This window comes from Umezakia ovalisporum Ak1311 (genome assembly GCF_029891685.1).
Lineage (GTDB): Bacteria > Cyanobacteriota > Cyanobacteriia > Cyanobacteriales > Nostocaceae > Umezakia > Umezakia ovalisporum.
On the sequence record NZ_JANQDJ010000033.1, the window covers coordinates 30,001 to 46,488 of the forward strand.

General features: G+C 40.4%; 14 protein-coding genes. All 14 read left to right on the plus strand.

What is annotated here, in order from left to right:
* Nucleotides 1-16 precede the first annotated feature (16 nt).
* Nucleotides 17-1,078, plus strand: coding sequence for a tryptophan dehydrogenase ScyB (gene scyB / locus NWP25_RS04735; protein WP_280650013.1), 1,062 nt, complete (start codon nucleotides 17-19; stop codon nucleotides 1,076-1,078).
* A 29-nt stretch (nucleotides 1,079-1,107) separates the two neighbouring features.
* A complete protein-coding gene (gene scyC, locus NWP25_RS04740) occupies nucleotides 1,108-2,079 on the plus strand; it encodes a scytonemin biosynthesis cyclase/decarboxylase ScyC (protein ID WP_280688030.1) in 972 nt (323 codons plus the stop codon).
* Nucleotides 2,080-2,281: 202 nt separating this feature from the next.
* On the plus strand, nucleotides 2,282-3,586 hold the full coding sequence (locus tag NWP25_RS04745; protein WP_280698945.1) for a ScyD/ScyE family protein: 1,305 nt from the start codon (nucleotides 2,282-2,284) through the stop codon (nucleotides 3,584-3,586).
* Between the two features lie 76 nt (nucleotides 3,587-3,662).
* Nucleotides 3,663-4,994: a ScyD/ScyE family protein gene (locus NWP25_RS04750; protein WP_280657168.1), complete on the plus strand. Its 1,332-nt coding sequence runs from the start codon at nucleotides 3,663-3,665 to the stop codon at nucleotides 4,992-4,994.
* 64 nt (nucleotides 4,995-5,058) lie between these two features.
* Nucleotides 5,059-6,237 (plus strand): scytonemin biosynthesis PEP-CTERM protein ScyF, encoded by a 1,179-nt coding sequence (gene scyF, locus NWP25_RS04755; RefSeq protein WP_280657169.1) that lies wholly within the window; start codon nucleotides 5,059-5,061, stop codon nucleotides 6,235-6,237.
* Nucleotides 6,238-6,281: 44 nt separating this feature from the next.
* Nucleotides 6,282-7,031 (plus strand): EboA family metabolite traffic protein, encoded by a 750-nt coding sequence (locus NWP25_RS04760; protein WP_280698946.1) that lies wholly within the window; start codon nucleotides 6,282-6,284, stop codon nucleotides 7,029-7,031.
* Nucleotides 7,032-7,085: 54 nt separating this feature from the next.
* A complete protein-coding gene (locus NWP25_RS04765; protein ID WP_280650007.1) occupies nucleotides 7,086-7,991 on the plus strand; it encodes a TatD family hydrolase in 906 nt (301 codons plus the stop codon).
* Between the two features lie 84 nt (nucleotides 7,992-8,075).
* Nucleotides 8,076-8,999 (plus strand): UbiA-like protein EboC, encoded by a 924-nt coding sequence (gene eboC, locus NWP25_RS04770; protein ID WP_280650006.1) that lies wholly within the window; start codon nucleotides 8,076-8,078, stop codon nucleotides 8,997-8,999.
* A 161-nt stretch (nucleotides 9,000-9,160) separates the two neighbouring features.
* On the plus strand, nucleotides 9,161-10,486 hold the full coding sequence (locus NWP25_RS04775; protein WP_280650005.1) for a glycosyltransferase family 4 protein: 1,326 nt from the start codon (nucleotides 9,161-9,163) through the stop codon (nucleotides 10,484-10,486).
* Nucleotides 10,487-10,524: 38 nt separating this feature from the next.
* Entirely contained in the window at nucleotides 10,525-11,421 is an 897-nt protein-coding gene (gene tyrA, locus NWP25_RS04780) for a bifunctional chorismate mutase/prephenate dehydrogenase (protein WP_280698947.1), read from the plus strand.
* A 162-nt stretch (nucleotides 11,422-11,583) separates the two neighbouring features.
* Complete coding sequence (locus NWP25_RS04785; RefSeq protein ID WP_280698948.1) at nucleotides 11,584-12,231, plus strand: DsbA family oxidoreductase; 648 nt, start codon at nucleotides 11,584-11,586, stop codon at nucleotides 12,229-12,231.
* Nucleotides 12,225-13,502: a 3-dehydroquinate synthase gene (locus tag NWP25_RS04790; RefSeq protein WP_280650002.1), complete on the plus strand. Its 1,278-nt coding sequence runs from the start codon at nucleotides 12,225-12,227 to the stop codon at nucleotides 13,500-13,502. The genes NWP25_RS04785 and NWP25_RS04790 overlap by 7 nt, the downstream gene beginning before the upstream one ends.
* A 132-nt stretch (nucleotides 13,503-13,634) precedes the next feature.
* Nucleotides 13,635-14,852 carry a metabolite traffic protein EboE gene (gene eboE / locus NWP25_RS04795; protein WP_280698949.1) on the plus strand — a complete coding sequence of 406 codons (1,218 nt, stop codon included), beginning with the start codon at nucleotides 13,635-13,637 and terminating at the stop codon, nucleotides 14,850-14,852.
* Nucleotides 14,853-14,957: 105 nt separating this feature from the next.
* Nucleotides 14,958-16,340, plus strand: a complete 1,383-nt coding sequence (locus NWP25_RS04800; protein WP_280650000.1) for an alkaline phosphatase family protein — start codon at nucleotides 14,958-14,960, stop codon at nucleotides 16,338-16,340.
* The last annotated feature ends 148 nt before the right edge of the window (nucleotides 16,341-16,488 follow it).

Sequence of the window (16,488 nt, forward strand, 5' to 3'; positions counted from 1 at the left end):
ACATTCACAAACCCAAATGTTGCTATTTGAAACTGTCAGAGAAATGGGTCATGAACAAATTCTCTTCTGTCATGGAAAAAATCCTGATATTAAGGCAATTATTGCCATCCATAATACCAACTTAGGTCCAGCAATGGGAGCCACAAGACTCTTTCCTTATGCAAGTGAAGAAGCTGCTGTAAAAGACGCCCTGCGTCTCAGTCGCGGCATGACCTATAAAGCTGCCTGTGCCAACATTCCCGCTGGGGGAGGAAAAGCAGTTATTATTGCTAATCCTGACCAGAAAACAGATGAACTTTTCAGAGCTTATGGAGGTTTTGTTGAGGGCTTAAATGGACGTTTTATCACAGGACAAGATGTCAATCTTACTCCCGAAGATGTGCGCTCAATCCGTAAAGAAACTAAATATGTCGTTGGAGTCTCAGAAAAATCCGGCGGTCCCGCTCCCATCACAGCCCTAGGAGTGTTTTTAGGCATTAAGGCTGCTGTAAAATCTCATTGGCAAAGCCAGGAACTTCAGGGACTAAAAGTTGCGGTGCAAGGCTTAGGAAACGTGGGGAAGAATCTCTGCCGTCACTTACATGAGCATGGAATAAAACTGTATGTCACTGATGTAGACCCAGGTAAATTAGAAGAAGTTAAGCAACTTTTTGGTGCAACAGTTGTCAACCCTAAAGAAATTTACTCTCTTGATGTTGATATCTTTTCCCCTTGTGCTTTAGGAGGAATCCTCAATCATGAGACAATTCCTCTTCTCAAAGCACAAATTATTGCTGGCGCTGCCAATAATCAATTAGCAGATGAGCAAATACATGGCCAAATGCTCACCCAAAAAGGCATTACATATTGCCCTGATTATGTGATTAATGCCGGAGGTCTGATCAACGTTTACAACGAAATGATTGGCTATAACGAAGCAAAAGCTTTCCAACAAGTGCATAACATCTATGACACCCTCATAGAAATTTTTAAAATTGCTAAACAGCAAAATATCACCACCAATGATGCTTCTAAGCAATTAGCAGAAAACCGCATCATTAATGCCAAGAAAACCAAGATTAACGAAATTGCTGCCTAATTTATAACTATTAATTTCAGGAGTGATTTATGGAGAAAAACTCATTTGCTACATCAACTTATATTGCTACTTCACCAGAAAGTGCCTTTGAGTATCTTTGCAGTCTAAAAAACTTAGACCATTGGACGCTTTTTAGCCGGATGATAGAACAAATTGATGAAGATACATGGCTGGGAACCGCATCTGGTTATCAAAAAAATCTCTACTATCATGTGAAAAAGTTAGAAAATGAGCTTTTTTATGGCATCGAATGGCACTGCGGATTTGAGCACAATCAATACTTCCAAGTGTATCCTGTTTTACTGTTTCCACCAAACTACATTGATCCAGAAACCGACGAAAAAGGTGTGTACTTCCATTGGTTGAGCTTTGTGGATCCCAAACGGCAAACTCCCATGATTATGCAGGGAATTCACACTGTACATACTTCCGAAGCTCGTTCTCTCAAAGCCAATTTAGAACGCCGAGCAGGTCGCAGTACAGCAGCTAAAGGTCGCTATTTTATAGATACTGACACCATCTATATTGATGCTCCAATTGACGTGGGAATAAACTATTTGTCAAACCTGCAAAATATGGGTGAGTGGGCGCACCTAGTAAGACCATCTGGTGAAATTAATTCCCAGTCAGGTGAGTTCACAGATGAATATGACCAAAAACTAAAAATTTCTCTGCGATTACATAATTTAAGCAAATACCACTTGCTGGAACAAGAATATTTTTACCCATACTACGGATTTTATCAACGTTCTGTTGCCTTACTTATACCCACAGCTTATGCCTTCGCTGATCCTGAAGCTTCGGGGTTCATCTTGCATCAAATTACATTTTGGAAAACAGATCAACTTCTCGCTCACGGAAAACTGCAAATTGAAGACTTTGGTGCTGAGGGCATGAACATCAAAAGGATGTTAGAAGCCAAAGCTGGAAATCTTAAATCCTTTGATTTGGGAATGAGCTATATACCAAAAAAACAAAATTCACTAGTTACCAGTCGCTAAAAAATATCATGGCGTTTCCTAATGTTCATCTGTGTTTATTTGTGGTTAATTAATTCTTGCATTATCTAACCTGATTCTCTGAAAACCAACAGTAACATTGATGAATTATTAGGTAATTAAATCTAGTAAAACTCAATATGCTTTTGCCAAAAAAATTAGGATTTTATACCAAGAAGTCTTGAAATATCAACACCTGCAATAGATGAAAATCAAGCAACTTACTATTAACTTTCTCTGCTTTTATGTTGCTGCTTTTTCGGGAATAAAAACAGCAGAGGCCGCCTCTTTTACAGTAATTGCCGACGAGCTAAACAATCCAGGTGATCTCAGCTTTAGCAATGAGGGTAAACTCTACATCACAGAAAGTGGCACAGGCGGAAATCGCGCTTGCGTTCCACCACCAAGCGGCGAAGGCGATTCCTTGTGCTACGGCACTAGTGGAGTAGTTAGCGTCATTCACAACGGTCAAATTCAGCCCGTGCTGACAGAACTACCTTCCTTAGCACTACCAAGTGGCAAAAGAGCCGCTGGACCCCGGGATATTCAATTTGATGCCACAGGTCAGCCTTATGTGTTACTGGGGTATGGGGGTAATCCCAGTTTTCGCCATGGCTTGGGTGAAACTGGCCTAGGAACAATCATCACTTTTGATTCTGATACCAATTCATGGAAGAGTATTGCAGATATATCCAACTATGAACTAATTCACAATTCTGACGGCGATGATCTCAATAGCAACCCCTTAAAATTGTTAATAGATGGTGATCAAATAATTACAGTTGATTCAGCCGCCAACACTTTATTAAGTGTAAATACTGATGGATCTGATTTGCAAGCAATTGCAGTATTTCCGCCAAAAACATTAACTGACCCAGTTTTCCCACCCTCCAATACCCCATCCAATGAACCAGAACAAGTACCATCTCAAACTGAAGCGCCACCATTACAGCTTACTATTCAATCAGTACCAACAGGTGTTGCCAAAGGTTTAGATGGAGCCTACTATATCAGTGAATATACTGGTTTTCCTTTTCCACAAAATGGAGCAAAAATCTATCGAGTCGGTAATGACGGTATACCAACAACCTATGCAGATGGTTTTACCCAACTAATAGATTTGGAATTTGATGTTGCAGGTAATTTATACGCCTTGCAGTATGCTAATGAGTCAGGCTGGAAAGACAATCTAGACGGTTCTTTAATCAAAATAGCTCCTGATGGCACTCGCACAACTATTCTCAGTGGCAATGGATTAGAATCCCCCATTGGCTTAACCATTGGCCCCGATGGTGCTATTTACATTGCCAACCGAGGCGATCGCCCGGGAGAAGGACAAATTATCCGCATTGAAAACACCCAGTCTATTCCTGAACCTAATTCTGCATTAGGTCTATTGAGCTTTAGCGCTTTAGGCATGATTTGGTTGCGAAAGAGTCGCAGATCCAAATCCCCCATAGATAAAGCCTTCATCTCAGGTAAAAAGTTTCAAATCAATATTCAGTGTTGATCCTGAAGACCTCTGGGGTGATGGATTCCTTGTCATCAAAATTTGTACCAATTACCAACTCTGAATCTCTAAAAGTATGAAACTCAAGTCATTTGCTATCACTGTTTTGACTGTTTGTATTGCTAGTGCAGCTAGTACCAAAGCAGCATCAGCCGCAAGTTTATCGGTAGTTGCCGACGGTCTTAATAATCCACGGAATTTTGACTTTGCTCCTGACGGCAGTATTTATTTAACAGAGAGTGGTTCCGGGGGGGATGGAAAAGACGGAAGATGTGTACCATCACCCAGCGCCCAATATATACCTTTATGTTCTGGTGAGACTGCTTCCCTTCTCAAAATTAACCCAGACGGGACAAAAGAAACTGTAATCCCAAATCTCACATCTTTAGCACTAACGCCTTACGGAGAACAAGCTGCAGGTCCTGCCGACTTTAAATTTGATTCCCAAGGTAACGCTTATCTTTTGTATGGCTATGCAGGGAATCCAAACACCCGAGAAGATCCATTAAAGGCACCATTACTAGGACACTTATATAAAGTAGATTTAGAAAGTAATTCCCTCACAAGTATTGCCGACTTTGCAGAGTATGAACTTCAAAACAATCCGGATGGCAGTGATGTAATTAGTAACCCTTATGCCTTTACAATTCAGAATGATACAGCTTACGTTGTTGATGGGGGCGGAAACACAATATATGCCGTAGCACTTGATGGCAGTGGTATTAAGGACGTAGCCAAATTTCCAGATCAATTCACATCACCAGATCAACTTGAGTTCCCAACTCTTCCTGAAGGAATAGTAGATCCAACAGGAGGAGCACCATTACCCTCAGGTTTTACAACTGCATCCAATGGTCTTCCCGTATCGAACCAATCAGTACCCACAGGTATTACAGTTGCTCCTGATGGTAGCTTAACAGTCAGCGAATTTACTTATTTTCCCTATCCAGAAGGCGAAGCACGCATCCATAAAGTTAACCCTCATGATTTATCAATAGAAACCATTGCAGATGGTTTTACACAACTGACTGGCGTAGCATACGATCCTGAAGGAAATTTGTATGCATTGCAACACATTGATCAGTCAGAATGGAAAGCTATTGAACAGGGCGGTAACATCATCGGTGATGTCAGTGGTTCTTTGATCAAATTAGCTCCTGATGGCACGCGCACAACTATCTGGAATGGTGATGGACTAGAACTAGCTTCTGGTTTAGCTTTTGGCCCTGATGGCAATTTATATGCTTCCAACAATTCCAGACTCTCAGGATCAGGACAACTAGTCAAAATTGATCTCAGTGCCAGTGCCAAGAAAGTTCCCGAACCGACAACTACCCTAGCTCTCATAGCCACAGCAGTACTCAGCAAAACTGCTCTAGCAAAGCGCAAAGGCAAATTTAGTCATTAATCATCGGTCATTTCCCCTTGTCCTTTAATTCTTTCCCTAACCATTTACCAGGAGCTGATCTCACATGGCATTAATTAAAAAACTTTCAATCGCATTTGCTAGCGCTGGATTGATAACACTGGCATTAGTTAACGAAGCCAAAGCTTTAAGTTTAAAATACGAAACCAGCATTGGTAGACCAGCCACCTTTACCGATGGTGATTATCCAGGTGTTCCAGGAACCCTTGCTGTTCCCCAAGGTATAGGAGTACAAGACTCAACTCAGAATATCTTTGTTAGCAATGGTCGGGGTATCGACAGTGTTGATGTGTTCGATAGCCAAGGCAACTATATTAAAAGCATTGGCAGCACTGGCTCGGGCCCTGGACAATTCGACGAGCCAGCAGACCTCAGATTCAATCCGCTCACAGGTGATCTCCATGTAGGTGATGTTTTCAACAGCCGAATTAACGTATTCGATGCTGAAGGTAACTATAAGACATCCTATGCTTCCTTTAGTGGGCCTGTAGAAAATAGATTATTCTTTGGCCCCGGAGGCATGGATTTCGATGCTGCTGGTAATTTATATGTCTCTGACTTTAGTGCTGACATTATCAAAGTATACAATCCAGAAGGTGAACAAATTAAAACTATTGGCAGTCCTGGAAGTGGACCTGGTGAATTTTTAGGCCCAGGCGGTTTAATTATTTCCGACAACACTGGCAAAATTTACATCAACGACCAGTACAACGGACGAGTTCAGGTTCTTGACCCCAATGGTGAATTTCTATTCGCCTTTGGCATCACGGGATCTGAACCTGGACAATTTAAAGAGCCAATCGGCATTGATGTAGACGAATACGAAAACATTTATGTTGCAGATTCTCAAAACAGCCGAGTTCAAGTGTTCGATCAAAACGGTAACTTCTTAACTTCTTTTGGTGAACCCACTCGCAATTCATCTGGTCAAATTGTACCACCACCTACACCTGCTGCTTTAGGGGGAACAACTCCCTATGGTGACCCCATTGACCTCACACCAGGCAAGTTTAACTGGGCTGCTGGCTTGCACTATGACAATGGCACAGTCTATGTGGGGGATTTCTTCCAAGGTAGGATTCAAGTCTTATCAGTAGAACAATCTGCCAAAGTACCTGAGCCTACTTCAATATTAAGTCTGGGAATATTGGGTATTGGGGCTGGTGTTGTCAAGTTGCAGAAAAAGAGAAAGGAAAAAATGCTCATCAGTTTAGGGAGAAACTAAAAATAACTTCTCTTTCATAACTTTGCAACATTCAAATAGTCATTATGTCTGCTGTAATTTATTTGAAGCAAACCAGTATTACTAGCTTATTACGTTACTGGGTTTCACTCAAAGTTAATCAAAAAACTCTGACGTGGCTAGATCAAAAAAGAGAGCAAATTAGATCTGGTGAGCTTGGTCGCGAGTTTTTTACAGCTTTCAGCACCGTACCCCGTTATACAGGTAAACAGCATCTCGATCTTTCCCCAAAAGACTTAAAAGCTGCCTCAATCATGGAAGACGGTTGGTCTCCCGCTCATTGGCATGTTGATCAAGCTGCTCGCACATTATTAGTGTTAGCTCTCCCACAAAATGATCCAGAAAAATATTTACGGGCCCTAGAACAAATATTCACAACTGCCGACGGAGAAGAATTAGTAACACTGTATCAAGCTTTACCTCTGCTCCCTTATCCAAAACATCTGCAAAAACGCGCAGCTCAAGGAGTTCGCAGCAATATAATTGCAGTTTTCGATGCCATCGCCTTACGAAATCCCTACCCCGCCCAGTATTTTGATACTTTGGCATGGAATCAAATGGTATTGAAAGCTTTGTTTCTCAGCAAACCTCTACATTTAATTCACGGTCTTGATGTTCGTGCTAACCGTGACCTAGCCAAAATGCTAATTAACTACGCCCACGAACGCTACAGCGCTAACCGTGCAGTTCCCCCGGAACTTTGGCAATTAGTAGAGGAATTTGCTGAGGACATAGACCCCAAGCCATTGTCCCATCATTTAATTACTAAGTCTTGAGTAATAAGTTCAACGCGCTCACCCATATTTAGCAGTATTAACACTAATAAAATCATGTTTATTGACCCCCACATTCACATGAGTTCGCGCACAACAGACGATTATCAAAGAATGCGCGAGTCAGGTATAGTTGCAGTCATTGAACCAGCTTTTTGGTTGGGACAACCCCGCACCAACATTGGTTCGTTTCAGGATTATTTCAGCAGCTTAGTCGGTTGGGAAAGATTCCGAGCTTCTCAGTTTGGCATCAAGCATTACTGCACAATGGGATTAAACTCTAAGGAAGCCAATAACGAATCCTTGGCAGAACAAGTAATGGAACTATTGCCTCTGTATGCTTGTAAAGAAGGTGTAGTTGCCATGGGTGAAATTGGCTACGATGACATGACTCCAGCTGAAGACAAATACTTTCGCCTCCAGCTTGAACTAGCTAAAGAACTTGATATGTTAGTCATGATTCATACACCCCACCGCGACAAAAAAGCGGGTACAAGTCGCAGTATGGATGTTTGTATTGAACATAATTTAGATCCATCACGGGTGATTGTTGATCACAATAATGAAGAAACAGTAAAAGAAGTTTTAGAACGGGGTTTTTGGGCAGCATTTACAATTTATCCACACACCAAAATGGGCAATGCTCGCATGGTAGAAATTATCCGTCGGTATGGTAGCGATCGCATCATCGTAGACAGTAGTGCTGATTGGGGAGTTAGTGATCCTCTAGCTGTACCTAAAACTGCCCGATTAATGCTAGAACGGGGAATTTCCCCGGCGGATGTCACAGCAGCCTGTTATCAAAATGCCCTTTTAGCCTATAGCCAAAGTGGACAAATCAAAGAATCGGATTGGCTCAATCCCCCACCCATAGATCAACGACAGATGTTCAATGACAATTCTGTTCTGCGGGGACAAGAACCAGTAGTAGAATCCAGGCATGAATATGTATTGATTTCCTAAAACTTAAAGTCTACACCAGTATCAAACCCTTTTAATTACGAATTACTTTGCCCTAGCCTCCCGTTGCTATTAAGAATTACCAACATGAACACAGTTATCTTAACTTCTCATCCCTTTTGGGCATATCTCCAATTAATGCGTCCGGCTAATATTGTCACCGCCTGGGCAGATATCCTAGCTGGCTTCGCGGCTTCAGGATATATTGTTATCACTGATCAAGCCACAGCATGGGAAATTAATCTCATTCCCCTAGGATGGTTGCTACTGGCCAGCACGGGTTTATATGGCGGTGGTATTGTATTTAATGATGTGTTTGATGCTGAAATAGACGCTCAAGAACGACCAGAGCGGCCTATTCCCAGTGGTAGAGCATCTCGTAGAGGAGGAACCTTACTAGGAAGTTTGCTGTTGAGTACAGGTGTAGTAGCAGCTTCTCAAGTAACTTCCTTGAGCGCCATTCTAGCTCTTAGTATTGCTCTGGCGGCCTTATTTTATGATGCTTTCGCAAAGCACCATCCTATTTTCGGCCCTATAAATATGGGGATTTGTCGTGGAGGTAACTTATTGTTGGGCGTGAGTGTCTTACCTGCAATGGTAAGAGAATATTGGTTTTTAGCTTTGATTCCCATAGTTTACATTACTGCTATCACTCTCCTCAGTCGAGGCGAAGTACATGGAATCAAGCTGAGTACCGGAATAATAGCGCTATTACTAATTGTGATAGTCATATCGGCACTGTTGGGGCTAGGACTGTTAACAAACTATCAACTTTTGACAGCATTACCATTTCTGATATTTTTCACAATTAAGGTGTTATTACCTTTCATCAAAGCCCTAGGCAAACCTACCCCAGAACAGATCCGCTTCGCTGTTAAATCTGGCATCCTCTCAATCATTATTTTAGATACTAGTATGGTTGCGGGTTTTGCAGGTTGGCCATTTGGCTTATTAGTCCTGAGCCTGCTGCTAATTTCCATCAAACTAGGACAAATTTTTGCAGTAACTTAAACAAGTTAAAACTCAACAAAGATTTAAACTTTGACCGAAACACCAATTACATTTAGACCATAGAGTATTCTTTCCTGAAAAATTAATAATTTTGACTGGTATATATTAGCTATTTTTACACAGATGACATTATTACATCACCTACAAGGTATTAACATGTTATGCACATTTTGATTTATTCCTACAACTATTATCCAGAGCCCATAGGAATTGCACCCTTAATGACTGAACTAGCAGAAGGATTGGTAAAGCAAGGTCATGAAGTCCGGGTAATTACAGGAATGCCCAATTATCCTCAGCGTAAAATTTACGATGGATATCAAGGTAAATTTTACTTAAGCGAAGAAAAAAATGGTGTTATCATTCAACGCAGTTATTTACGAATTAAATCCAAACCTAATGTTTTAGATCGGTTACTGCTAGAGTTAAGCTTTGTCTTCACGAGCTTGCCACAAGCTCTCAAAGGTAAGCGACCAGATATAATTCTCTTAACAGTTCCACCGCTCCTAATATCTTTACCTGCAAGCTTCCTTGGTTGGCTATATAATTGCCCGGTAGTGCTAAATTTACAAGATATTCTTCCAGAAGCTGCCATAGGCATTGGGTTGATAAAAAATAAGTTCATCATCCAAGGGCTAGCAGCCCTAGAAAAATTTGCCTATGGCAATGCACACACAATTAGCGTCATTAGTGAAGGTTTCAGAGAAAATTTACTTAACAAAGGAGTGCCGAATCAAAAAATAATTTGCATTCCCAATTGGGTCAACGTAAACTTTATTCGTCCTTTAAAAAAGAAAAATAGCCACTGGAAATCAGATCATCAACTAGATGGTAAATTTGTTGTGCTTTATTCAGGCAACATTGCACTGACCCAAGGACTAGAAACAGTAATAGAAACAGCAGTTCGCTTGGGTCAAATCACAGAAATTGTCTTTGTTATCGTCGGTGAAGCAAAAGCATTGCAAAGATTGCAACAATATTGTTTAAGTTGTGGTGCGGATAACGTCTTGCTACTACCATTACAACCACGAGAACAACTACCGCAAATGTTAGCAGCAGCAGATGTCGGGTTAATCGTACAAAAGCGCAATGTAACTTCATTTAATATGCCTTCAAAAATACCATTGCTATTAGCCAGTGGCCGCCCAATAGTAGGTTCAGTCCCCAAAAATGGCACTGCTGCTCAAGCAATTCAACTCAGTGGGGGTGGCTTAGTTGTAGACCCAGAATCACCTGATGCTTTGGCAGATGCAGTGCATAAGTTATACAAAAATCCAACTTTAGCAGCGCAATTAGGATTAAAAGGCAGAAAGTTTGCCCTAGAAAATTACTCCTTTGACCAAGCTCTATATTCCTATGAAAATTTATTTTTTGATGTAACATCAAAGCGAAAGTCAACTTTGGATATCCTACCAAAATTGAATTCTAAAAAATCACTTTTGCAAATGGAAAGTTGGAAGTTCATATCCAGATCAGATGATTACTGACCAGAAAATTTTCATTGGTACAACCAAAGATTAGGCATATGACCCCAGATCAGCTTAAACAAGGCAACCAAACATCAGTAAACCATGCCAAAACCCGAAATATTACTATTATCGGTGGACTTGGCAGAATGGGAAGATTATTTAGAGAGCGACTTTCGGCTGTAGGTCACAACGTTAGTATTCTCGAACAAGAAGATTGGATACATGCAGACCAATTATTAAGTCAGGCAGAATTAGTCTTAGTCAGTGTTCCCATTCAACGAACTGTTGAGGTTATTAAGCGTGCGGCTGAATACCTTTCTCCAACTACAGCCTTGTGTGATGTAACGAGCATCAAAACTCAGTCTAGTCAAGCAATGCTCGAATACCATTCAGGCCCAGTAATGGGACTACATCCCATGTTTGGGCCAAATATTAAATCATTCTGGGGACAAAAAGTGGTGGTATGTCCAGGTAGGAATGATAATTCATTTCAATGGTTATTAGATTTAATTCAAAATCAGGGCGGAGAACTCATCACCTGCACTGCTGAGGAACATGACCAAATGATGGTCATTGTTCAAGCAACTCAGCACTTTTGTCGATTTAGTCTTGGTGTTTTCTTGACACAAGCCAACATTGATATAGAACATAGTTTATCTATGTCAACACCTAGCTATCGTCAAGAAATTCAAATTGTTAAGCATTTGTTCGCCCAAAATCCTAATTTATGCGTTGATATCATCCTCGCCACAGAAGAGCGATGTCAGGCAATTCAGGCTTTAGCTAATACCTACAACCGCTTGGCAATGCTCGTAGCCAAAAAAGACCGAACTGCATTAATCCAAGAATTTGAAAATGCTCAAGAATTTATGGGTGTAAAAAACAACTATTTAGTAAAGTCTTTACATAGTTCTTCTTCCCAGGATCATCAAGCCGCTACACAAAGTCTATAGTCTTTCATACGGTTCACTGTCTTTTTTAAAACGAACCCCAAGGAACAGAAAGAAAAAATAGCAGCGTTGCTCTTAACTACAAAATATATGACTCTCTGTGCCTCTATATCCTCAAAACTCATGTTTTCAATTAGCAATACCTAGTTTTAATTAACAAAAATTATGCTGATTGACATCTTTCACGATACTGTTTGTCCCTGGTGCAGAATTGGGAAAAAGCACCTCTTTGATGCACTAGCACAATGGAAAGGAGAAACAGTTAATATTCGCTGGCATCCTTTTATACTTTATCACGCTGTCCCTCCAGAGGGATATGAATATATCAGCTTCATGCAAAAACGAAAAGGGTTGAGTATAGCAGAACTGCAACGAATGTTCGCTCATGTGCGACAGGTGGGTGAGCTAGCTGGAGTTAAGCTCAATTTCGACAAAATCAGTTTGGCTGTTAATACTCAGCTTTCTCACCAACTAATTGCCATCGCCCCAGTAAAAATCAGAAACAATATTGTGGAAGAAATTTATCAAGCTTATTTTGAAGACGGTTTGAATATCGGTGATATTGAAGTACTGGTTGCTATCGGGAAAAATCACCAAATGGATGAGAACACATTGCGGCTGCAATTGACTGATATTAATGCCATTGATGCAGCTGTGACTGCATCAATATTTCCTCGGTTAAATGGCATTAATAGCGTCCCATCTTTCATCTTCAATAACAAAGTTAAAGTAGATGGTTCTCAATCAGTTAATGTATTGCTGCGGGCTTTAAATCGCGCTGCATTTATAGAGGTATTAGCAAAACAATGGTAATCAATTTTTACGAAAAAACAGGATTTTCTCCGCAATCAATTAATCAACATATTGCCGTTAGCTTCACCTATCAGGTTTACTTCACCAAAAATTTATTTGATTTAAAAAATCCCATATTAGCCCAAGTGGTTAGCGCCCATGGAGAGACAAATCCAAAGAAATTAATAGCAGTTGTGGATGAAGGATTATTAAAATTTCAACCTGCATTACTTCAGGAGTTAGAAACGTACACAAAGTTTTATGCAGAAACATTAAACCTTGCTGTAGAACCCATTATAGTTCCTGGTGGCGAAACTGCTAAGAATAATCGCGGTTTGGTAGAACAAATTCATCAGATGGTGGATGTGGTGGGCCTATGTCGTCACTCGTACTTATTGGCCATGGGCGGTGGTGCTGTGTTGGATTTAGTAGGGTATGCAGCTGCAACCGCCCATCGGGGAATTCGCTTAATTCGCATTCCCACCACAGTCTTAGCACAAAACGATTCAGGTGTCGGTGTCAAAAATGGTATTAATGCCTTTGGTAAAAAGAACTTTCTCGGTACATTTGCCCCACCTTATGCAGTCATCAATGATTCTGCTTTCTTAACAAGTTTAAGCGATCGCGATTGGCGTTCTGGAATTGCAGAAGCTCTGAAGGTAGCACTTATTAAAGATGCTGATTTCTTTGATTATATTCACATCCACAGCACTGCACTCCTCCATCGAGAAATGGACAGTATGGAACAGCTAATCTATAACTGCGCTCAGTTACATCTAGACCATATTGCTAACAGTGGTGATCCTTTTGAAATGGGTTCATCACGCCCCTTAGATTTTGGACATTGGGCAGCTCATAAACTAGAGCAATTGACCAACTATAGTTTACGTCATGGCGAAGCTGTAGCCATTGGTATTGCCTTAGATAGCACTTATTCCCATCTCTTAGGAATGCTCTGTTTATCAGAGTGGAAAAAAATACTCAATACACTCAACGCACTCGGTTTCACATTGTATGTCCCAGAACTAGCCGAACAATCATCACATCAAGAACATCCCCGTTGTTTATTCCGTGGTTTAGCCGAGTTCCGGGAACATTTGGGTGGTAAATTGACTTTGACGCTGCTCCGAGCTATTGGCAAGGGTATAGAAGTTCATCAGGTAGATTTATCTTTATACAAACAAGCAATTTTGCATTTACAGGAGTTTGCAGAAAATCAACAAATGCAAGTATCAGATTTGCCAGAAATCATGGACATAAATCAACCTAGACAAGCTAGCGGCGTAATTTAGGATCCCACAAAAATACGTATAAAAGTGAGCAATAAACAATTAACCGCCCATAAACCCGCCATTAACTCCAAAGTAACCCACTGAATCAGGTTGATTCAATTCAATTCTTTACTTAGTTCTTTGGATGAAAAAATGAAAATAGGAACTCATCAAAACCTTCATTTAACTTATTGCACTAACATTCACCCTGGGGAAGAGTGGGACAAGGTTTTTGCTAACTTACACAAATATATTCCACCTCTCAAAGCCAGATTAGCACCAAACAAACCCTTTGGTATTGGCTTACGTTTAGGAGCAGTAGCAGCCAAAGAAATACTGCAAGGAAAAGCCTTAACTGAGTTTCAGTCTTGGTTAACCGAACAAGGACTATATGTGTTTACCTTAAATGGCTTTCCTTATGGGAAATTCCATGGGGAAGTAGTAAAAGACCAAGTTTATGCACCGAATTGGACTCAGCGGCAACGCTTGGAATATACATTACAACTCACGAACATCTTAGCAGAATTATTACCCACTGATACAGAGGGTAGCATTTCCACACTACCATTATCTTACAAGCCTTGGTATGAGGCAAATCAGCTGATCCAAGCATCAGTAATGGATACTGCTAGTCTCTACATAGCTCAAGTAGTAGTTCAAATGGTACATATCCGTCATCACCACGGAAAACTACTGCACCTAGATTTAGAACCAGAACCGGATGGATTAATTGAAAATGCTACTGAAGTTATTAATTATTTTCACAAGCATTTACTACCCATTGGTGGTACTTATTTAGTCAAGCATCTAGGAATTTCACAAACCCTTGCCGAAAAATACTTATTAGATCATGTACGTATTTGTTATGACACCTGCCATTTTGCAGTTGAGTATGAAAATCCCATTTCAGTTTTTCACCAATTTCAAGCTGCGGGGATTCAAATTGGTAAAATTCAGATTAGTGCCGCCTTGCAGGTAAATTTATCCGAAAATACAGAACAACGTCGTCTAATCTTAGAAAGATTACTTCCCTTCGCTGAATCTACATACTTACACCAGGTAATTGCACGTGAAAAGAATCACAAAATTCTTCACTATCTAGACCTAGAAACAGCTTTACCAGAGCTACAAAATACCACTGCTAACCAGTGGCGGATTCATTTCCATGTACCCATTTTTATCCGTGATTATCATCTGTTGCAGTCCACTCAAGATCACATTGCTACCACACTAGAATTACTGCGCCATGGCTACACTTGCACCCATCTAGAAATTGAAACCTACACTTGGGAAATACTTCCCGCACAAATGAAATTAGATTTACTCGCATCAATTGAACGCGAGTACGAATGGGTACAAACAAAACTTTAAATAGTTGGTAATTCGTAGTTTGTAACAGATTCAATCAAAATTGAATCTATTACATCCTTTTTTTTATATCTTTTCTCTTAACGACTTAACGGTTTATAAATTCTTATGCAGAAAACTGTAGTTCTTAACGTAGTAGGATTAACATCTAAACTTATAGGTGAGCATACCCCTTTTCTTTACAATTGGTCAGAACAAGGACAAATAGTACCCATCGCCCCTGTATTACCTGCCGTTACTTGTACAGTGCAAGCAACCTATCTCACAGGAAAATTACCTAATGACCATGGAATTGTTGGTAATGGTTGGTACTTCAGAGATGAGTGTGAAGTGAAATTTTGGCGACAGTCCAACCGACTCATTGAAGCCCCAAAAATTTGGCAAATAGCAAAAGAAGTAGATCCGAACTTTACCTGCGCCAACTTATTTTGGTGGTACAATATGCACTCTACAGTGGATTATGCCATCACCCCCCGACCGATGTATACCGCCGATGGCAGAAAAATCCCTGATATTTACACACAACCCGCAAAGTTGCGATGGCCACTACAAAAAGACTTAGGTCAGTTTCCTTTATTTAACTTTTGGGGGCCTAACACATCCATTCGTGCAACTCAATGGATTGCAGAATCAGCAAAGTGGATAGAAACAAACTGCAACCCCACACTAACACTCGTCTATCTACCACATCTGGATTACTGCCTACAAAAATATGGTCCCCACCTGAACAAAGTGGCACAAGATTTACAAGAAATTGATGCAGTTTGTGGCGATTTGATTCAATTTTATCAAAATCGTGGCACTCAAGTCATAGTTTTGTCAGAATATGGAATAACATCAGTTACAAAACCCATTCATTTAAATCGCATCCTACGACAAAAAGGTTTGTTGACCGTGCGTGAAGAACTAGGAAGAGAAATTCTTGACCCCGGTGCAAGTAAAGCCTTCGCAGTAGCTGACCATCAGATTGCTCATATTTATGTTAACGATTTCTTTGATATTCCCAAAGTGCGATCGCTACTACAAGAAACTGAAGGTATCGCCTACGTTTTAGACCATACCACTAAGCCATCTGAGTATCTCAATCATTCCAGATCAGGAGAATTAATAGCAGTAGCACAACCAGAAACCTGGTTTACTTATTATTACTGGCTCGATGATCACCGCGCCCCGGACTTTGCCAGAACTGTGGATATTCACCGCAAACCAGGTTACGACCCTGTAGAACTGTTCTTTGATCCGCAAATTAAACTACTACCATTAAGAATTTCACTAAAACTCTTAAAAAAACAACTTGGTTTTCGCCACTTAATGGATATTATTCCCTTAAATGCCGACCTAGTAGGTGGATCTCATGGTTGTATTCCCCCTTCCCCAGACCAAGGGCCATTATTAATTACTAAACAAACTCACCTACTTGACGCTTCATCAATCAAAGCCATTGATGTTTGCCAATTAATCCTCAAACATCTCAAAAATAACAATAATTAAACATCGCCCTTTTTAACACACTTCTCTTGCTTACATAGGATTTGCGAACAGTTAAAAGCCAAGATATTGAATGCAAATTTATACAAAAAGACCTAAAAGCAAATAAATTAATATTTCAATCTAAAAAATATACATGCAACAAATAGTT